An 18,800-nucleotide genomic window follows, 5' to 3' on the forward strand; every position below is an offset into this window, starting at 1 on the left:
GCTTCACGGGAAAAACGCCGATTCCTGCTGTTTTTCCCTTTGTGCCCTCTTCTCGGGCCCATCTCTTTATTCTGTTTCCTTCCTCTTGAACAGGTTCAGCTGAAGCCGTTGTAGCGTGTACGCTTGAAGTTGATGATCATGATGGCATTGATGAGCACGGCGCCGATGATGGAATAGACGGCCGAGGTCCAGGAGACAGTGAAGAACGCCGCAAGCAGGATGCCGGCATCGATGCCCATTTGCACCTTGCCTGCGCTGATGCCGTGCTTTTCCTGGAAATACAGGGCAAGAATGCTGACGCCGCCCAGGCTGGTGCCATGGCGGAAAATGAGAATGAAGCCTACTCCCACAAGACATCCGCCGAAGATGGTCGCAAATAGCGGACTGATGTCATGAAAATGAATGACGTTGGGGATCATATCGCTGAAGATTGACAGTGCTGTGATAGCCAGGAACGTGCGCAGGATAAAAGCCTTCCCCATGCGGGTGTAGCCCAGGTAGTAGAACGGCAGGTTGATCAGGAAGAAGCAGGTGCCGACGGAAAGCCCCGTCAGGTAATGTCCCAGCAGGGCCAGCCCGGCGACGCCGCCGGTCAGGAACTGGCAACTGGCGTACAGGTTCAGGCCGAACGCGATCATCAGCGTTCCGGTCAGTATGGCCTGGATGTCTTCGAGAAGGTGATGGCGTTCCCGTGCCGGCGGCGAGGTAGTAGGGTCTTGCATGAAAGCGATCCGTTGGTTGGTACGAAACGGATTTTGCCATCATGCGAGCGCAGCCTCACCCTGCCTGTTCGATGGCGGCCAGCAAATCCACTGGCGATATGGGAACCCTGGCGATATGCACGCCGAAATCCTCCAGCGCGTTTTCGACTGCAGATGCGATGGCCGCCGTCATGGGCAGTACGCCCGCCTCCCCTACTCCCTTGATGCCAAGCGGATTGGAAGGCGTTGGCGACTCCAGATGGCCAAGGATGATTTTGGGCATTTCCGTGGCTGTGACCAGCAGATATTCGGCCAGATTGGTCGTAAGCGGCTGGGCGTTGGCATCGAACCGCATGTGTTCGAACAGGGCATTGCCCACGCCATGCGCAACGCCGCCCATGATCTGCCCTTCGACTATTTTCGGATGGATGACGCGTCCGCAGTCGTGCACAAATATGATCTTGCGCAGCGCGACCATGCCGGTCTCGCTGTCGACTTCCACTTCGACGACGGCGGACGCATTGCCGTAAGTCATTTCGTTGATGACGACGTGCTCGGTGGCTTCCAGGCCGGGCTCGCCGCGGGGCATCAGGAAGCCCGGCAGGCCGGCGCAGGCCCGCGCGATGTCCCCGAGGTTCATGCGCTCCCGGGACAGTATGGAAACCACCTCCTTTCCCTGGATGTCCAGGAGCTCGATATCTGTCTTCATCAGATTGGCCGCGGCTTCCAGTGTTTTCTTGCGGACGGCGACGGCTGCCTTGTGCGCCGAATTTCCCGCGATGACAGCCTGCCTGCTGTTGAATCCGCCGAAGCCCATCAACGAGGTCGAAGTGTCTCCTACGGTAAACGTGATGTTGTCCATATCGCCGCCCAGCTGTTCCGCGACGATTTGCGCGAGCATTGTGCGCGTGCTCTGGCCCATGGCGGCGGCCGAAGAAATGATGTGGACGGAACCGGACGAAGCGATCCGCACCTTCACTTCTTCGTATGGCCCTCTTCCCGTGCCTTCGACAGAGTTGGCCATGCCTATGCCCAGGTATCTTCCCTGTTCTCTGGCCTGGCGCTGTCGTTCTGGGAAGTCTTCCCAGCCGGCCAGCTCCAGCGCGGTCGCCTGGCAGCGCGGATAGTCTCCGCTATCGAGGACCACCTGCATCCCTCCCCTGGTCTTGAGCGGCGTGGCGTACGGCATGCTCTCCGCCGGGATGAGGTTGCGGCGGCGGACTTCGGTGCGGTCCAGGCCGAATTCCCTTGCCACACGGTCCAGCAGGCGCTCCATGGCGAATATTCCCTGGGGCTGGCCCGCGCCGCGTACCGGCGTGACGGGGACGCGATTGGTCGCCACGCACTTGACGTCGAGGCGATAGGCCGGAACACGATAGGCCAGCGGCATGGCCGCGGCGGAGCCGTAGGCCACATTGGTGCCGCGCACGTTGTAGGCGCCGTGGTCATGCAGCAATTGTCCGCGCACGCCGAGAATATTGGCTTTTTCGTCCACCGCGATTTCCACATCCCATATCTGGTCTCGTTCCTGGGTGGTGGAAATGAAATGCTCCCGCCGGTCCTCTATCCATTTCACGGGCTTCTTCAGCATCAGCGCGGCAATGGCGACGACGGCCTCCTCGGGATAGAACACCAGTTTCGGGCCGAAAGCCCCGCCTACGTCAGGAACGATGACGCGAACCTGGCCTGGCTCGAGACCCAGCAAGTCGCAAAGAATCTGCCGGGCCGGCTGCGGCGTCTGGGTGGAGGACCAGACCGTCAGTACATTGTCCAGTGGATCGTGCCTGGCCACGACGCCCCGGCCTTCGATGGAATGGCTGCCGCCGCGGTGCTGGAACAATGATTCCTTGAATACGTGCGGGGCATTGCGGAAGACCTCGTCCACATCGCCGTATGACAGGTCGAACTCGGCAATGAGATTGCTCTTTATGCTGCTGTTGGCGATGGGACTGCCCTTCTCCAGCGCGGTCCGGCAATCGGCGACGATCGGCATCGGTTCATAGTCCACGCGGACCATGGCTGCGGCGTCTTCCGCCAGATAGCGGTCCGTGGCAATGACGGCGGCGATCGCTTCGCCCACATAGGTCGCTTCTTCCCATGCCAGCACCGGACGGTGCAGGTTCTCGCGAAAGCTCGGACTTGGCAGCGCCGTGACGAGGTGCGTAGTTTTCAGATAAGGACGCAGACTGTCCAGAGTCAGTATCACGCGGACGCCTGGCGCCAGGGATGCCGCGGAGGTATCTATGCCCCGTATACGCGCATGGGCGTGCGAGCTGCGTACGAACGCCGCGTGCAGCATTCCGGGGGCATCGATGTCATCGACGAAACGGGCTGTGCCGGTCAGCAGGGCCAGGTCTTCCAGGCGGGAAACGCTGACGCCGAATGTACGCTTGGCCCGGCTGGCAATTTTTTCCTCCGGCGGAGCGAGTTCCGCTACGACGGGAGCTAGATCTTTGCTGTCGGCGAGATTCATGGCATTTCTCCGCCGGCGCGCATGCGCTCCGCCGCAAGCAGCGTGGCCTTGACGATGCCGTCGTAGCCGGTGCAACGGCAAAGATTGCCGGAAATCGCGATGCGAACTTCTTCTTCGCTTGGATTCGTGTTGGAGGCCAGCAGTTCGGTCAACGTCGTCAGCATGCCCGGCGTGCAGAAACCGCATTGCAGCCCGTGCATTTCGTGCAGTGCCTGCTGCAGAGGATGCAGTTCGTCCTGCAGCGCAATCCCCTCCACTGTCGTGATGTCATGGTCGTCGGCCTGCACAGCCAGCATGAGGCAGGCCCGGGCGGAAATGCCGTCGACCAGAACCGTACAGGCGCCGCATACGCCATGTTCGCAGCCGACGTGGGTACCGGTGAGACTCAGTTCGTGGCGTAGATAGTCGGCCAGTGTCAGTCTGGTCTTGACGGTGGAGGCGTAGGCATGTCCGTTGACCGTCACAGTGATGTCCCGGGTTTGTTCTTTGCTGGTGATGCGCATCATTGTGTTCCGCCCATGGATGCCGGCCGGGGCCTGTGCTCCGCCCTGGCAAGTTGTTCCAGAAAACTTCCGGCGATGCCGCTGGCCCTGGCGCAAGCGGTGGAAACCGCCCTGCGGCTCATGACGGCCGCCAGGCTGCGGCGGTAGGCTGCGGTCACCATGGCGTCGTCGATGGCATCGATGAAGCGGCACCGTTCCGATGCTTCGCGTATCAGCGCCATGCAGGGCTTCTCGCCGATCAGCATGGCCTCGACTTCGTGCATGCGCACGGGCGCCGTGTCTACGCCGCCAAGCACAAGAGAGGCGCGGCAGATGGATCCCTGCTTGTCGAGCTGGATCATGGCCGCTGCCGATACGATGGCGAAATCTCCATGGCGGCGCGAGAACTCGGTGAAACAGGCGCCATGGCTTTTTTCCCACAAGGGATAGCGCACGCCGACCAGCAACTCGTCCGGATCCAGCGCGGGCGACATGAAGCCCTGGGGAAATTCGGCGAATGGAATTTCCCTGGTTCCGTTCGGGCCGGCCGCCTGCACGATGGCGTCACAGGCGGCCGATACGCTGACCAGCTCCGCGGAAGGATCCAGGTGGCACAGCGACCCTCCCAGGGTGCCCCGGTTGCGGGTCTGCCTGTGGCCGACGTTCAGCAAGGCTTCGCGCATCAGCGGGATGGCATCGGCGATGACGGAGGAAAACTCCAGTTCGCGCTGGCGCGTCATTGCGCCGATGCGTATTTCGGTTTCCGATGTTTCCAGGCCTGCCAGTTCGGGTATGAGATTGAGATCGATGAGATGGTCGGGCTGCACGAAGCGCATATTGATCATGGCCATCAAGGACTGGCCTCCTGCCAGCGCGCGCGCGTTTTCCAGGCTGCCGATCAGCGATACCGCATCACCGATGGTGCGCGGATCGTGATAGGTGAATGGCGACGGTTTCATGAGGAAAACGCTGAATCGAGATCGGATGCATGCGGCATTGGCTGGCTTTTCATCAGTGTCCCTCTCTGGTTTGTACCGTTTATGAGATTCTATAATCTTTTTGGTACAGTCTCAATCCATGCGAAACATGCCCCGCTGCCTGGATGACTGGGCTGGATCCGGCCTGCGATGTTCGGCTGCACCGCTCTTCCCGGCAATCGGCGCCCTGCCGTTGCTGTGCGGAAGCCGCGTTGACGGGTTTTTCGAAAACGCAACGATAAAGCGTCGGACAGGCATCGATCTGGTGCCTGCGCACAATTCCGGTGCCTGCTTTGGTGCAAATCCGCAAGCCCGTCGAAAATAGCAAAGCTGGATGAAAACATCATTGGAATCAATAATATAAATCGGATTTCGGCAGCCTTGCCCATGAATTTTCATTGCGGACGGGAAAACCCGTAGACTTGATATGATCCAATTATGGGATGTTTACCATATTATGTATTTGATGCGGGTAAAGCCTGGAGCGTGGAGATGGTACCTGCCGATCTCAATGTATTGAAATGCTGCCAATCCTGGGTGGACGACGGCTATGCCGTTGTCCTCGTGACAGTATTGCGCACCTGGGGATCTTCGCCGCGCCCGCCGGGATCAATGATGGCCCTCCGGGAGGATGGCGCAGTCTCCGGCTCGGTCTCGGGCGGCTGCATCGAGGATGATCTCATCCACGAGATGCGCGAGGAGGGAGTCCGGGCGCTGTGCGCCGATGCCTTGCCTGCGTTGCGCAAGTATGGCGTGCGCGCCGAAGACGCGCACCGTTTCGGCCTGCCTTGCGGCGGCACCATGGAGCTGGTGCTCGAACCCATATGCGGTAACAGCGTGCTTCCCGAACTGGTGGAGCAGCTCGAGCAGCGCAAGGCGGTGCTGCGCTGCCTCGATATGGAGACGGGAATCGCCACGCTCGGTCCGGCGCAATCCGGCGACTTGCCGGTTCTTGTCGAGGGCAGGTCGTTCCGGCATGCGCTCGGTCCGCGTTATCGGCTGATCGTGATCGGAGCAGGCGAGCTTTCCCGGTATTTCTGCATGGTGGCTTCCGGCCTGAATTTCGATATTCTCGTCTGCGATCCGCGCAAGGATTATCTCGTCGATTGGGATCTTCCCGATATTCCCGTGACGCGCGAAATGCCCGACGACGTGGTGTTGCAGGCCAACCCCGACAGCCGCACGGCAGTCGTCACCCTGACGCACGATCCAAAGCTGGACGACCTGGCGCTGATGCATGCGCTGCAGTCCGATGCGTTCTACGTCGGTGCGCTGGGTTCCCGGTCCAACAATACCAGGCGGGTGGAGCGTCTGCGCGATTACTTCGACTTGCCGCAGGAAGCGCTCTCCCGCCTGCACGGGCCCGCCGGGCTTTACATCGGCAGCAAGACGCCGCCGGAAATCGCGCTTTCCATTCTGGCGGAAATGATCGCCGCCAAGAATGGCGTTCTGTTGTCGTCACAACCCAGTGTGAGCGAAGGCAAGGCATTGCTGGTCTCGTAAATAGTGCAGTCAATCACCAAACTCCGGAGGTCGCTCATGAAGTTGCTCAAATTCCTTGCCGCCGCGGTAGTCCTTGCCGCGACTGCCTTGCCCGCATCGGCGCAACAGTTCCGCCTGCTGTCGAGCTGGGACCAGAACTACGCCTATAACCCATATCTGCTCGATCCCTTCGTCAAAGGGGTGGAAGAGGCCAGCAAAGGCCGGATGAAGATCGCGGTCAACGGCCCGGAGACCGTCGCGCCGTTCGAACAGCTCGAGCCTGCGGGCTCCGGCGTCTTCGATTTCCTGTTTACGGCCGGGGCGTATCACTTCGGAACGACGCCCATCATGACGGTGGCCGAAGCCCTGGAAGGGGATCTGGAAAAAGTCCGCGAGTCCGGCGTGTTCGATCTGTTCGACAAGCATTACCAGCAATTCGGCTTGAAGCTGGTCATGCTGCCCATCACGCCGGAGGGGGCCTATCACATCATCACACGCCAGCCCGTGACGCAAGAGGGTGATCTCAGGGGGCGGAAGATTCGGGGAAGCCTGACGTATTCCGGCATCGTGAAAATGCTGGGGGGAGCGCTGACGGTCCTGCCCGCATCGGAGATCTACACCGGGTTGGAAAAGGGCGTGGTCGATGGCGCCGGCTGGCCCATCATTGGCGCCCTGGAGTATCGCTGGTACGAAGTGGCCAAGTATCTGCTGCGCCCCGGGTTTGGCGTGAACTACGAGCCCGTCTTCATGAACCTGAATTCCTGGAACAAGCTGAGCGGGGAAGACCAGAAGCTGCTGATGGAGGTCGCCCGCAAGGTGGAGGACTCCTGGTTCCGGGATGCGCCCAAGGTATGGGAGGCGGAGGAGAAGGAATTGCTGGCCAAAGGCATGCAGATCACGAAGATGGGCGAAAAGCAGCAGGAGATGCTGCGCCAGGCGTGGGCCGAAGGCTTGTGGGGGGAGGGCATGAAGAAAAACGCCAAGGCCACCCAGGAGCTGCTTGACTTCGCGCGCAGCAAAGGCCTTGCCAAATGACGCAAGCCGCACAGTCCCCTTCGTTCGTGCAGCGTCTTGTGGCGCTGCACGATACCGTGACCAGGGCAGGCTATGTATTGGCCGGTCTGTGCCTGGCTGTCATTGTCTGTTCGTTCTGCTTCGAAGTCGCGGCACGCTATTTTTTTTCCTCGCCGACGTCCTGGGCCAGTTCGATGGTCGCCTATATGCTGTGCGCCATGGTGTTCCTGGCCATGCCGGAGTTGTCGCGCAAGCGCATCCACATCTACATCAGCATCGTCCTCGATCTCATGAAGCCCGAGCACGCAACGCTGGTGCAGCGCTGCACGCGCGTCGTCGCTGCCGCGGCATGCCTGCTGGCGGCCGCGTTCAGTTTTGATGCCACATGGATGCAATTCAACAACGGCATCGCAACGGTGAACGAGTGGAGAATCCAGAAATGGATGTTGTCCATCGTCATTCCCTACGGGCTGTTTTCGACCAGTATCCATTTTCTTCGCCAGGCCGCCGACAAGCAGCTGTATGAGGCTTCGGGAGCTGCGGAATCATGACCTGGTGGCTGATCCTTTCCAGCGGCATGGTGTTTCTGCTGACGATGTTGTTCATCGGTGTTCCCATTTTCGTTGCGTTCCTGATCCTGAATGTATTCGGGGTGCTTTATCTTATCGGACCTGCCGGTTTCGGCATGTTCGCCAACAGCATTTACGCGACGGCGACCACATCGGAGCTTGCCGCTGTTCCGCTGTTCATCCTGATGGGCGAGCTGCTGTTCCGTTCGGGAGCGATGGAGGTTCTGCTGAATTCCCTGGACCGGCTCGTCGGGCAGATACGGGGGCGCCAGTACATTCTCTGCGTCGTGCTGTCGGCCGTCGTCGGTGCGCTTTCCGGGGCGGCCATGGCCGTGGCCGGATTGCTCGGCCGTTCGCTGTACCCGACCATGCGCAAGCGCGGTTACGACATGCATCTATCGACAGGAACGATACTGGGTGGCGCCAGCCTGGATCCGATCATCCCGCCCAGCGTGCTTGCCATCATCATCGCTTCGCTGGCCAAGGTATCGACGGGGCAGATGCTTATCGCCGGCTTCCTGCCCGGCTTGTTGTTGACGATACTGTTCCTGATCTACGTCCTGGTCCGCGTCAGGCTCAATCCCGCGCTAGCGCCGGATATCTCCAGCGAATTGCTGGATCCGGCGACGCGCGGAAGCGTGTTGATGGCCTTGCTGCGCATGGTACCGGTAGGCCTGATCTTTTTCCTGGTCATCGGCCTGATCATCCTGGGCGTCGCCACGCCGACCGAGGCTGCGGCAACAGGGGTATTCGGCGCCGTGCTCCTGTCCTGGTACTACGGCGGCTTGAACAGGCGGATGATCACGGAATCCATTTATTCCGGCGTGACCGTCGCGGGCCTGCTGCTGGCCGTGATGGCGTGTGCCACCATGTTCAGCCAGTTGCTCACTTTCTCCGGCGCGATTCGCGAACTTGGCCAGTTCATCATCCATCTCGAGCTGTCCGGGCCGCTGATGCTGTTCATCATGCTGATGGTACCGTTCCTGTTGTTCATGTTCCTGGACCAGGTGTCGGTGCTGATGGTGCTTATTCCCATCTACCAGCCCATTCTCGGCATATACGGCTTCGATCCGATCTGGTTCTGGACGCTGATACTGATCACGGCCACGGTTGGCGGCATCACGCCTCCGTTCGGCTATACGCTGTATGCGTTCAAGAGCGCCGTGCCCGACATATCGGCAAAGGACCTGTTCCGCTCGTCCTGGCCTTTTGTCTGGCTGATCATGTTCGGCATGCTGATCATGGCGATTTTCCCGAGCATCATCACGTTCCTGCCGAAACTGATGATCAATCCGTGATGCGTCGCGGCCCGGACAGGCTATGGAGGGCCCGTCCGGACGGCGGCACCGCCGGCGTGAAGTTTTTCTGGAGATATCAATGGCAAAGTGGGATGCAGTGCTGAGCGATCGCGACCGCGAAGTGTTCGCGGCTTCGGGTTTCGGCAAGCGCGGGGGCTACGGCAAGCGGCCGGTCGTCATCGTGGTGGACGTCAACATCAACTTCATCGGCGACAAGCCGGAACCCATCCTGGATTCCATCAAACGCTGGCGCCACAGCTGCGGTCAGGAGGGCTGGGATGCGGTGCAATGCACGAAGACGCTGCTCGATGCCGCGCGCGGCAAAGGCATTCCCGTCATCTATTCCACAGGACAGAAGCCCAGGCACGACGGATTCGACGCCGGGCGCTGGGCCGACAAGAACGCGCGCAGCGATGAAGAGGTGGCCAACGACCAGAGCAATGGCAACCGGATACCGGACATGATCGCGCCCCAGCCCTGCGACATCGTGATCGAGAAGCTCAAGCCCAGCGCCTTTTTCGGCACTGCGCTGGCGGGGTTTCTGGTGGACCTGAAGGCGGACTCCGTCATCGTCTGCGGCACGACCACCAGCGGCTGCGTGCGCGCGACCGTCGTGGATGCGTTTTCATACAACTTCCGCGTGTCGGTGGTGGAGGATTGCTCGTTCGATCGTGGACAGGCCAGCCACCTGGTCAGCCTGTTCGACATGAACGAAAAATATGCGGACGTCGTGGACCTGCGGGATGCACTGGCTTATATCGACGGACTGCCAGATGATTTGTTCGCGGATTCGCGCCTGTTCCCGGGTTCGGGGCGGCAGGGTGGATAGCGGGAGAGAAGGACAACCCGGCCATGCGCAATAGAGCATAGCCGGGCCCGGCTGGTTTGTCCGCCGAGGAACCGGTCAGCCCGCGTTGCCTGACGGCAGCGGCAGGGCGCCTTCGGGCAGCGTGTTGCAGTATTCGTAGATGTCGCCGGGGCGAGTGAACCAGATCTTGTCGCGGGAAGGATGGTTGCAGATGTGCTTCAGGGCGCGGCGCAAGGCGCGCAGGCGGTAGGGCTGCCCGACTATCATGGCATGCAGGGCCAGGCTGAACACCAGCGGCTGCTTTTCGCTTTGCTCCAGCATTTCCTCGAACTGGTCGATGATGGCGTTGGAGAAGTCGTCGGGACTTTGCTGGCGCACCAGCATCTGGGGAGAGTCGTTCAGCTCGAACGGATAGGGGACCGACATGATTTTTCCCTTGCGGGTTTTCATCCAGATGGGCTGGTCGTCGGCAGGCCAGTCCATGACGAATTTGAAACCGGCCTCGTCCAGCAGATCGGGCGTGACGCCGCTGACGGACATCCAGGGGGCCATCCAGCCTTTGGGCGCCTGGCCCCAGTGCTCGATGATGGCATCGCGGACCTCGGCGATGAAGCGCGCTTCATCGCGCTCCCACATGCCGCCGTGTCGTTCGGCATTGGTGCGGCCGTGGGCGATGACTTCGTCGCCCCTGGCCTTGATGGCTCCGAGTATTTGCGGTGCGTAGTCGAACAGCGTAGTGTTGATCAGGTGGGATGCCGGCAGGCCGAGTTCGTCGAGCAGGCCGAAAATACGCCAGACGCCGACACGGTTGCCGTAGTCGCACCAGGCGAAGGCGCGCTGGTCGGGCGGGGGAAGAGGAGTGGAAAGCGAATGGGACAGACCGGCGCCGAAGGCGAAATGCTCGATGTTCAGGCCGATGAAGAAGGCCAGCTGCTTGCCTTCTGGCCAGCGATAGGTGGGGCGCTCCGTGATGGCGCTGTATGCATAGCGGTTGTGGTGCGGAAGCAGCATGGCAAGGCTCCTGTTTGCGTGTCCGGGCTGGGACGGTTGGTGTGCGGGATGGAAATCCTGTGCGATTGCGCGCGAGAAAAAGCCGATATGGAGAATTGTACCAAAATTGGTTATAATACCAATACAGTGACACTCTTGATTATTCCTTGCAAGGTTCCGAGCGTCGATGAAACCAGGAAAATTCGCGTACTACGAGCCTAGCTCGATCGACCAGGCGGTGCTCATGCTGGCCGATGTGGCCGGGCAGGATGGCCGGGTCATCGCCGGCGGGCAGACCCTGGTTCCGGCCATGGCGCTGCGTTTCGCGCAACCGGCCTATCTGGTCGACATCAACGGCATCGAGGAACTGCAGGTCTTGAAGGTGGAGGAATCCCGCCTGGTCATCGGCGCCTGCGTGCGTCATGCGGCTTTCCATGCGCCCGTGGTCGACGGTCCGCTGGGGGCGCTGCTCAGCACGGTGGTGAGGCATATCGCGCATCTGCCCATCCGCACGCGCGGCACTTTTTGCGGCAGTCTCGCCAATGCCGATCCCGCATCCGAATGGTGCCTGGTTGCCGCTACGCTCGGCGCTTCGCTTTCAGTGCGCAGCGTGGCCGGGGAACGCAGCATCCCTGCGGAGGATTTCTTCCTCGGTTTCATGACGACCGCACTGGAAAGCAATGAGTTGCTGGTGTCGGCGAGCCTGCCGCTGCTGCCGGAGGAAACCGTGCACGGATTCGAGGAATTCAGCCGGAGGGCGGGCGATTTCGCACAGGCCATGGGGCTGGCGGTGTTGTCACTGGAAGGCGGCGTGATGCGCAATGTGCGTATCGGCGTGGGCGGTGTCGAAAGTTTTCCCCGCAGGCTGTCCGACGCCGAGCAACTGCTGGAAGGCAGGCAGGCGGAGGATGCCTTGCTGGACCAGGCTGCCGATGCCGCAGCGGCATGCGTGGCGCCTGTGGATATTACGCCGCAGGAACAGGAGTTCCGCCGCCGGCTCGTGCGGACCGTGGTGCAGCGCGCATTGCTGAAAGCCCTGGGCCGGCGCCATGCGGCAACACAGGAGGGATTGCTGTCATGACGGAACTTGAAATCACCCTGAACGTGAATGGACAGGACTTCCGCCTGGTGGTCGAGCCTCGCCGGACGCTGGCCGATACTCTGCGCGATGCATGCGGGCTGACCGGAACGCATATCGGATGCGAGCATGGCGTCTGCGGCGCCTGTACCGTGCTGGTCGACGGAGATCCTGTGCGCGCATGCCTGATGTTCGCCGTGCAGGCGCAGGGCAAGCGGATCCGCACCGTGGAAAGCCTGCAGCAGGGCGGCGACCTGCATCCATTGCAGCAAGCCTTCATCGATCAGCATGCCCTGCAGTGCGGCTTCTGTACGCCGGGTTTTCTCATGCTGGCTTGCGGGGTTCTCGAAAAGAATCCCGGGATCGATGATGAAGGCATACTGGACGCGCTGTCGTCGAATCTCTGTCGCTGTACCGGCTACGCAAACATATTGGCCGCGGTCCGGCAGGCCCGCGCCATGATGAACAAGGCGGCATGACCATGGACGCACCAGTTCGCCTCACGCTGAAGGAGTTGGAGCAGGTGGATATCTCTCCTCCTGTCGAAGAGGAACGCGATGCGGTCATCGGGCGCTCCGTCACCCGGCTGGAGGATCCTCCGCTGGTGCGCGGAGAAGGATGCTTCGCCGGCGATGTCAATTTCCCGCGTCAATTGCATATGCGTATTGTGCGCTCGCAAGTGGCGCACGGCCGCATCCGCGACATCGATATCGACGCCGCGCTGCGCGCGCCCGGAGTGGCGGCTGTATGGACTGGAAAGGACGTGGCCGATATTCCGCCTATTCCTTTCCGCGCCACGACCGTCAAGGGACTGGATCCGTATTGCCAGCCCATCCTGGCGCAGGGCGTCGTGCGCTATGTCGGCGATCCGGTCGCGGCGGTCTTCGCCGAAGATCCGTATCTGGCGGAAGACGCCGCCGCACTGGTCGCTGTAGACGTGGAGGTATTGCCGCCGATACTGGACGCGAGGGACGCGCCCGGCGAATTCCTGCCCGGGCTGACGACCGAACCGACCGTCATACGCAAGGGCTATGGCGATATCGATGCCGCCTTCGAGCAGGCGTGGCGCGTGGTGTCGCTGAAGCTCTCGATCGGGCGGCATAGCGGCGTGCCGCTGGAATGCAGGGGCGCCGTGGCGCGTTATGACGCCTCGCGCGACATGCTCGAGATGCATGGCGCGGCCAAGAAGTCGCACTGGAACCGGGATGAAATGTCCAGGATGCTGGGGCGCCCGCCTTCGACCATGCACCTGTACGAAGGGCATGTCGGCGGCGGCTTCGGCGTGCGCGGCGAAATGTATCCGGAAGACGTGCTGGTATGCCTGGCGGCGTTGCGCCTGCGACGTCCGGTGAAGTGGGTGGAGGACCGCAGGGAGAACCTGATGGCGACCAACCACTCGCGCGAGCAATACCACGACATCCAGGCCGCCATCGACGAGGACGGCAGACTGCTGGGCATACGCAATATCTTCTATCACAGCCAGGGCGGGTATGTGCGCACGCACGGGCCGCGCGTGGCCGACATGTCCGCGGGTTTGCTGCTGGGGCCCTATCGCGTTCCCGCTTATCAGGTTGCGGCGCATTACCGCATGACCAACAAGACACCGGCCGCCACCTTTCGCTCGCCGGGCCGGTACGAGACCACGTTCGTGCGTGAACGCCTGATGGATGCCGTCGCGCACGAAGCGGGCATCGATCCGCTGGAAGCGCGCCGCCGCAACCTGATAGGCAAGGAAGAGATGCCTTATGCGCGTCCGCTGGATGCGCTGGGCGTCGACGTCGTCCTCGATTCCGGCGATTATGCGGGGTTGCTCGACAAGACCCTGGACAGGCTTCAGTGGGACAGGCTGCGCGGGGAGATACAGGCGCGCCGCGCAGCCGGCGAACTGGTCGGCGTCGGGTTTGCCATGTTCGTGGAGAAATCCGGCCTGGGGCCTTCGGACATGGTGCGCCTCACGGTGGATACCAGCGGCAACCTGGAACTGGTGACAGGAGCCGGTTCCGTCGGCCAGGGCATGGAAACCGCGCTGGCGCAGATATGCGCGCACGAGCTCGGCGTGGACTACCGCAAGGTGCGCGTGATCAAGGGCCGGACGGACCAGATCCCGTTCGGCAATGGCGCGCATGCGTCGCGCGTGACCGTGATGTCGGGCTCGGCGACGCAGATCGCCGCGCGCAAGATCCGCGCGAGAGCGCTGGACATCGGTTCCATCGTGCTGGGGCTGCCGCAGGACCAGCTGACCATACGCGACGGACGCATCATGCCCAGGACCGGCGGGGACGATGCCGGAAGCATGACGCTGGCGCAAGTCGCGCAGTACCTGCATCCCAGCCAGAAGACCAGCAGGGGCCACGATCCCGGGCTGTCGGCGGAAGGCTGGTTCTACAGCGACCACATGAACTATCCCTATGGCGTGCATGTCGCCCAGGTGCGGATCGATGAGGGCACGGGGGGCGTGAAGGTCGAGCGCTATCTCGTCGCCTATGACGTCGGGCGCGCCGTGAATCCGAAGATGATCGAGGGCCAGATCATCGGTGGTCTCGCGCAGGGGCTGGGCGGCGCGCTGTACGAGCATTTCACCTACGACGAAACGGGACAGCCGCTGGCGACGACGTTCGCCGACTACACCATGGTGACGGCCCACGAGATGCCGCAGGTCGATGTGATGATCACGGAGGATGCGCCCAGTCCGCTCAACCCTCTCGGCCTGAAAGGCGCGGGCGAGGGCGGGACGAATGCGGCGGGAGCGGCGATCGCCGCGGCCCTCGATGACGCGCTGGGCATGCCCGGCGCCATCACCGCGCTTCCCGTGATGCCCATGAGACTGCTGCAACTGCTCGCGCAGCGCGGCAAGGCTCAGCGCCCAAACTCCCCGAACGACAGCAAAGGAGCATGATGCAATTCTCTAACAGTTTCGAGGTATCCCTGCCGCCCGAGCAGGCCTGGCCGCTGCTGATGAATGTCGAGGCCATCGTGCCCTGCATGCCCGGCGCGGAGTTGATCGAAAAGATCGATGAGCGCACGTTCAAGGGCAAGGTATCCGTCAAGCTGGGCCCCGTCGGCCTGGCGTTCATCTGCGACGCGAAGTTCGAGGAAGTCGACGACGAGGCCAGGACGGCCGTGATCAAGGCTAGCGGCGCGGACGCCAAGGGCAGGGGAAGCGCCATGGCCAGCATCGATTTCCGCTGCCAGCCTTGCGCGGCGGGCTCGAAGATACTGATCACGACGGACCTGGAACTGTCCGGCGCGGTGGCGCAATACGGCCGCGGCGTGGGGCTGATCCAGAACGTGGCGAACCAGATCATCGGCCAGTTCGCCAGGAACCTGGAGGCGCGCATCGCGCACGACAAGGAGTACGGCGAGTCCCCGCAGGCCACGCCCGAACAGCTTGCGACGCCATCGCCCAAGGCCGTGCCTGCGGTATCGCAAGGCATTGCGGGGGCTGCTGCGCCTGCTTCCGGAGACTACGCGCAAGGCTATAGGGAAGGGTTCTCCACCGGTTTTGCCGCGGGCCATGCCGCAGGCTATGCGGCGGCAGCGGCCCTGCTTGCCAAGGGGCGGATGCCGCCGGCGGCGCCCGGCGCCGCGCCGGCCTATCCGGCAGCCAAGCCGATCGGCGGGATTTCATTGATGTTCTCGTCGCTATGGGCAACGATCCGCGGCTGGTTTTCCAGCCGCTGAGCGCAGAGCCGCTAGGGAAAGGCATGCCGAAATCATTCAGGACTCAGGAGTGCATTTTGTCCATCAAGAAAAATACCGTGCTTACCATGCTCAGCAAAGAGCAGATAACACAGTTCTACGCATCGGGGCACTGGCGCGGCGACACGATCTATGCCTGCGCCCTGGCGCAGGCGCAGGCGAGGCCGGACAGCCATGCCATACGCGACAGTCATCGCAGGCTGACGTATGCGGATCTTGTGGCGGCCGCGGATGCGCTGGCGGCGCGGCTGCACGACAGCGGTGTGCGCGCGGGACAGCGCGTGGGCTTGTGGACTTCGAGCCGCGTCGAAACCGCGATCGTCTGGCTCGCCTGCTCGCGCAATGGCTATACCTGCTGCCCGTCGCTGCATCGCGACCACACGGTGGCGGACGTGCATGCGCTGATGGAGCGGGTAAGGGCCGTGGCATTCATCGGCGAGACGGGGTGGGGGGCGGATGCCGCGCGCGCTGATATCTTCGAGGCGGTCGGCAAGATGGAGACCATGCGCCTGGTCCTGCGGCTGGATGCCAATGGCGCGCAGGGAGGCGGCGGGGAGGATCTCGTGAACGCCGGAAGGACGCTGGATGACGAACCCTCGACGGATCCCGACCGCGTCGTCTACCTGGCCTTCACGTCGGGCACGACGGGCGAGCCGAAAGGCGTGATGCACAGCGACAATACCTTGCTGTCCAACGCTCGTGCCATCGCCTCGGACTGGCATTTCGGCCCGTCTTCGGTGCTCTACACCATGAGCCCGCTGAGCCACAATCTGGGCCTGGGCGCGATGATCAGCGCTTTCGCCACGGGCGCCGAAGTCGTGCTGCACGATGTCGCGCGGGGCGCCAGCCTGGTCGACAGGCTGGTGGAGACGGACGCCACGTTCCTGTTCGGCGTGCCGACGCATGCCATCGATATCCTGTCCGAACTGCGCCATCGCGGCATGAACAAGATCGGGCGGCTGCAGGGGTTCCGCATTTCGGGCGCCTCGGCGCCGCAGGAAGTGGTGGCGGGACTGATCGAGCACGGCGTCATGCCGCAGAGCGGCTATGGCATGACGGAAGCCTGCTCGCACCATTACACGCTGCCCGACGATACGCCGGAACGCATCATCGGCACCTCGGGAAAATCCTGCCCGGGCTACGAGGTCCGCATCTGGTCGACCGAGGACCCCGACCAGGAGCTGCCCGCCGGGGAAGTCGGGCAGATCGGCGGGCGCGGCGCCAGCCTGATGCTGGGATATTTCGACAACCAGCAGGCGACGGAGGAGGCATTCAACTCCCATGGCTGGTTCATGACGGGAGACCTGGGCCGCCTGGATGCCGACGGCTACCTGACGATCACCGGGCGCAAGAAAGACCTGATCATCCGCGGCGGACACAATATCTATCCGTCGAAGATCGAGAACCTGGCCATGCAGCATCCGTCCATACTGCGCGCCGCCGTGCTGCCGGTCCCCGATGAGCGGCTCGGCGAGAAAGTCTGCCTGGCCGTCATGTTCAAGCCCGGTCGGGAAGCGCTGGAAGCGGACGAGGTGCTGGCGCACCTGGATGCGTCGGGCCTGTCGCGCTACGACATGCCCGAGTACTTCCTGATCCTGGATGAAATTCCGCTGACCGCCAGCGGAAAGATCTTCAAGCGGGACCTGGTCGAAGCGGTTCGCGCCGGCGAGCTCGATCTCGCGCCCGTCCGCTTCCGGCCTGCCAGCGCGGAGGTTTCGTGATGCGGGCCCCGTCCGACGGCGTGCCGGATGCCATGGCCCGGCTGGCGCATGAACTGGCGCATCCGCCTTTCCATGCGTTTCTGGGGCCGGTGCCGGTTGCCGCCGATGCGCAGGCCGGCGTAGTGGAAATCCGTGTTCCCTATCGTCCGGAGTTCCGCAGGGCGAGCGACAGCGACGATATCCACGGTGGCGTCGTGGCCGCCGTCATTGATCTTGCCGCGCATGCGGCGGTAGCAGTGCAGACGGGCCGCATGGCGCCGACGGTGGATCTGCGCATCGATTACCTGCGGCCGGTGCCTGGCGCCGAGTTGTACGTCACAGCGCGTACGCTGAAAGTGGGGCGCTCGATCGCGCGGGTCGATGTGGAGGTGCGCGGCGCATCCCGGGCTTGCCTGGCGGTGGGGCGCGGGACGTTCAGCACGCAGCAGGTTTCCCATTCCCAGGAGGTGGCAGGATGAAGGCCGTTGTCATACGTTCGTTTGGTTCCGTCGAAGATCTGGTCGTGGAAGACATCGCCGATCCGGTGCCGGCGGCGGGAGAAGTGGTGATCGACGTGCAGGCCACAGCCGCCAATTTCGTGGACCTGCTGGTCATCAGCGGCAAGTACCAGTTCCTGCCGGAACGTCCATTCGTCCCGGGAAAGCTGCCGACGGGCGTCGTCTCGGCGCTGGGCGATGGCGTCGATAACCTGAAGGTGGGGGACCGCGTCCTGACGCTGGCCGAGCATGGCGGGTATGCACAGAAGGCTCTAGTCGCCGCATCACAGTGCTTCCGCCTGCCCGATGGCCTGCCGTTCGTCGATGCCGCCGGCATGGCGCTGGCCTACGACACGGCATGGTTCGCCCTGCATGAGCGCGGCCGCGCCGTTGCCGGAGAGACGGTGCTGGTGCTGGGCGCGTCCGGAGGCGTCGGCCTGGCGGCCATCCAGTTGGCGAAAGCCTACGGCATGCATGTGATCGCTGGCATTTCCGACCCGGGCAAGGCCGATCTGGTGAAGGAGGCGGGCGCGCACGATTGCATCGATCTGTCCGTTCCGGACTTGCGCAATGGCCTGCGCGAACAGGTGTATGCATTGACGGACGGCAAGGGCGCGGACGTGGTGCTGGATCCTCTGGGGGACAAGTATTTCGATGCGGCGATCCGCGCCGTGGCGTGGTGCGGAAGGCTGGTGGTCATTGGATTCGCGGCGGGCAAGATCCCCAGCGTCAAGGTGAACTACCTGCTGGTCAAGAATATCGAGGTCAGCGGGCTGCAGGTCAGCGACTACCGCAAGCGCACGCCCGGGAAAATGGCGCACTGCATGGAGGAAATCTTCCGGCTGCATTCCGAAGGAAAGCTGGGCTCCCTGCCCGTGACCACGTATCCGCTGCGCAAGGTGAAGGAAGCGCTGGCCGCCTTGCGCGACCGTACCGGAAAGGGGCGCCAGGTACTGCTGCCTAATGCCCCTGAATGAGCATCGAGGATTTGTACCAAAAATGGATCATTATTGTACTATCTGGTCTATTGAT

17 protein-coding genes are annotated in these 18,800 nt (G+C 62.5%); 12 read left to right on the forward strand and 5 right to left on the reverse strand.

Annotated elements, in window-relative coordinates; genetic code table 11:
* Nucleotides 1-95: 95 nt before the first annotated feature.
* The 4 genes from EV686_RS00100 to EV686_RS00115 are packed head-to-tail and all read right to left on the reverse strand — an operon-like array spanning nucleotide 96 to nucleotide 4,615.
* Nucleotides 96-722 carry a YitT family protein gene (locus tag EV686_RS00100; RefSeq protein WP_132472235.1) on the reverse strand — a complete coding sequence of 209 codons (627 nt, stop codon included), beginning with the start codon at nucleotides 720-722 and terminating at the stop codon, nucleotides 96-98.
* Between the two features lie 55 nt (nucleotides 723-777).
* Nucleotides 778-3,174, reverse strand: a complete 2,397-nt coding sequence (locus EV686_RS00105) for a xanthine dehydrogenase family protein molybdopterin-binding subunit (RefSeq protein ID WP_132472237.1) — start codon at nucleotides 3,172-3,174, stop codon at nucleotides 778-780.
* Nucleotides 3,171-3,680 carry a (2Fe-2S)-binding protein gene (locus EV686_RS00110; RefSeq protein WP_207901652.1) on the reverse strand — a complete coding sequence of 170 codons (510 nt, stop codon included), beginning with the start codon at nucleotides 3,678-3,680 and terminating at the stop codon, nucleotides 3,171-3,173. Before EV686_RS00110 ends, EV686_RS00105 begins: the two co-directional genes overlap by 4 nt.
* Nucleotides 3,677-4,615, reverse strand: coding sequence for an FAD binding domain-containing protein (locus tag EV686_RS00115; RefSeq protein WP_132472239.1), 939 nt, complete (start codon nucleotides 4,613-4,615; stop codon nucleotides 3,677-3,679). Before EV686_RS00115 ends, EV686_RS00110 begins: the two co-directional genes overlap by 4 nt.
* A gap of 510 nt (nucleotides 4,616-5,125) precedes the next feature.
* Here EV686_RS00115 and EV686_RS00120 point away from each other — a divergent pair.
* The 5 genes from EV686_RS00120 (at nucleotide 5,126) to EV686_RS00140 (ending at nucleotide 9,825) form a co-directional block, all read left to right on the forward strand.
* The gene (locus tag EV686_RS00120) at nucleotides 5,126-6,136 is read left to right on the forward strand and encodes an XdhC family protein (protein ID WP_243650682.1); all 1,011 of its coding nucleotides are present in this window, start codon (nucleotides 5,126-5,128) and stop codon (nucleotides 6,134-6,136) included.
* A 36-nt stretch (nucleotides 6,137-6,172) separates the two neighbouring features.
* On the forward strand, nucleotides 6,173-7,150 hold the full coding sequence (gene dctP / locus EV686_RS00125) for a TRAP transporter substrate-binding protein DctP (protein WP_132472243.1): 978 nt from the start codon (nucleotides 6,173-6,175) through the stop codon (nucleotides 7,148-7,150).
* Nucleotides 7,147-7,680: a TRAP transporter small permease gene (locus EV686_RS00130; RefSeq protein ID WP_132472245.1), complete on the forward strand. Its 534-nt coding sequence runs from the start codon at nucleotides 7,147-7,149 to the stop codon at nucleotides 7,678-7,680. The genes dctP and EV686_RS00130 overlap by 4 nt, the downstream gene beginning before the upstream one ends.
* Nucleotides 7,677-8,996 (forward strand): TRAP transporter large permease, encoded by a 1,320-nt coding sequence (locus EV686_RS00135; protein ID WP_132472247.1) that lies wholly within the window; start codon nucleotides 7,677-7,679, stop codon nucleotides 8,994-8,996. The genes EV686_RS00130 and EV686_RS00135 overlap by 4 nt, the downstream gene beginning before the upstream one ends.
* Before the next feature lie 79 nt (nucleotides 8,997-9,075).
* Nucleotides 9,076-9,825: an isochorismatase family protein gene (locus tag EV686_RS00140; RefSeq protein WP_132472249.1), complete on the forward strand. Its 750-nt coding sequence runs from the start codon at nucleotides 9,076-9,078 to the stop codon at nucleotides 9,823-9,825.
* A 75-nt stretch (nucleotides 9,826-9,900) separates the two neighbouring features.
* Here EV686_RS00140 and EV686_RS00145 read toward each other — a convergent pair whose 3' ends face one another.
* Nucleotides 9,901-10,815 carry a polysaccharide deacetylase family protein gene (locus EV686_RS00145; protein ID WP_132472251.1) on the reverse strand — a complete coding sequence of 305 codons (915 nt, stop codon included), beginning with the start codon at nucleotides 10,813-10,815 and terminating at the stop codon, nucleotides 9,901-9,903.
* 166 nt (nucleotides 10,816-10,981) lie between these two features.
* On the opposite strand from EV686_RS00145, the gene EV686_RS00150 reads away from it, so the two are divergent.
* The 7 genes from EV686_RS00150 to EV686_RS00180 are packed head-to-tail and all read left to right on the forward strand — an operon-like array spanning nucleotide 10,982 to nucleotide 18,745.
* Nucleotides 10,982-11,875: an FAD binding domain-containing protein gene (locus EV686_RS00150; RefSeq protein ID WP_132472253.1), complete on the forward strand. Its 894-nt coding sequence runs from the start codon at nucleotides 10,982-10,984 to the stop codon at nucleotides 11,873-11,875.
* Nucleotides 11,872-12,351 carry a (2Fe-2S)-binding protein gene (locus tag EV686_RS00155; protein WP_132472255.1) on the forward strand — a complete coding sequence of 160 codons (480 nt, stop codon included), beginning with the start codon at nucleotides 11,872-11,874 and terminating at the stop codon, nucleotides 12,349-12,351. Before EV686_RS00150 ends, EV686_RS00155 begins: the two co-directional genes overlap by 4 nt.
* Before the next feature lie 2 nt (nucleotides 12,352-12,353).
* On the forward strand, nucleotides 12,354-14,768 hold the full coding sequence (locus EV686_RS00160) for a xanthine dehydrogenase family protein molybdopterin-binding subunit (protein ID WP_132472257.1): 2,415 nt from the start codon (nucleotides 12,354-12,356) through the stop codon (nucleotides 14,766-14,768).
* On the forward strand, nucleotides 14,765-15,553 hold the full coding sequence (locus tag EV686_RS00165; RefSeq protein WP_132472259.1) for an SRPBCC family protein: 789 nt from the start codon (nucleotides 14,765-14,767) through the stop codon (nucleotides 15,551-15,553). Before EV686_RS00160 ends, EV686_RS00165 begins: the two co-directional genes overlap by 4 nt.
* A 56-nt stretch (nucleotides 15,554-15,609) precedes the next feature.
* The gene (locus tag EV686_RS00170; protein WP_243650683.1) at nucleotides 15,610-17,292 is read left to right on the forward strand and encodes a class I adenylate-forming enzyme family protein; all 1,683 of its coding nucleotides are present in this window, start codon (nucleotides 15,610-15,612) and stop codon (nucleotides 17,290-17,292) included.
* A complete protein-coding gene (locus EV686_RS00175; RefSeq protein WP_132472261.1) occupies nucleotides 17,292-17,750 on the forward strand; it encodes a PaaI family thioesterase in 459 nt (152 codons plus the stop codon). Before EV686_RS00170 ends, EV686_RS00175 begins: the two co-directional genes overlap by 1 nt.
* Nucleotides 17,747-18,745, forward strand: coding sequence for an NADPH:quinone oxidoreductase family protein (locus EV686_RS00180; protein WP_132472263.1), 999 nt, complete (start codon nucleotides 17,747-17,749; stop codon nucleotides 18,743-18,745). Before EV686_RS00175 ends, EV686_RS00180 begins: the two co-directional genes overlap by 4 nt.
* The last annotated feature ends 55 nt before the right edge of the window (nucleotides 18,746-18,800 follow it).

The sequence above is a fragment of the Paracandidimonas soli genome (assembly GCF_004342005.1).
GTDB lineage: Bacteria > Pseudomonadota > Gammaproteobacteria > Burkholderiales > Burkholderiaceae_B > Paracandidimonas > Paracandidimonas soli.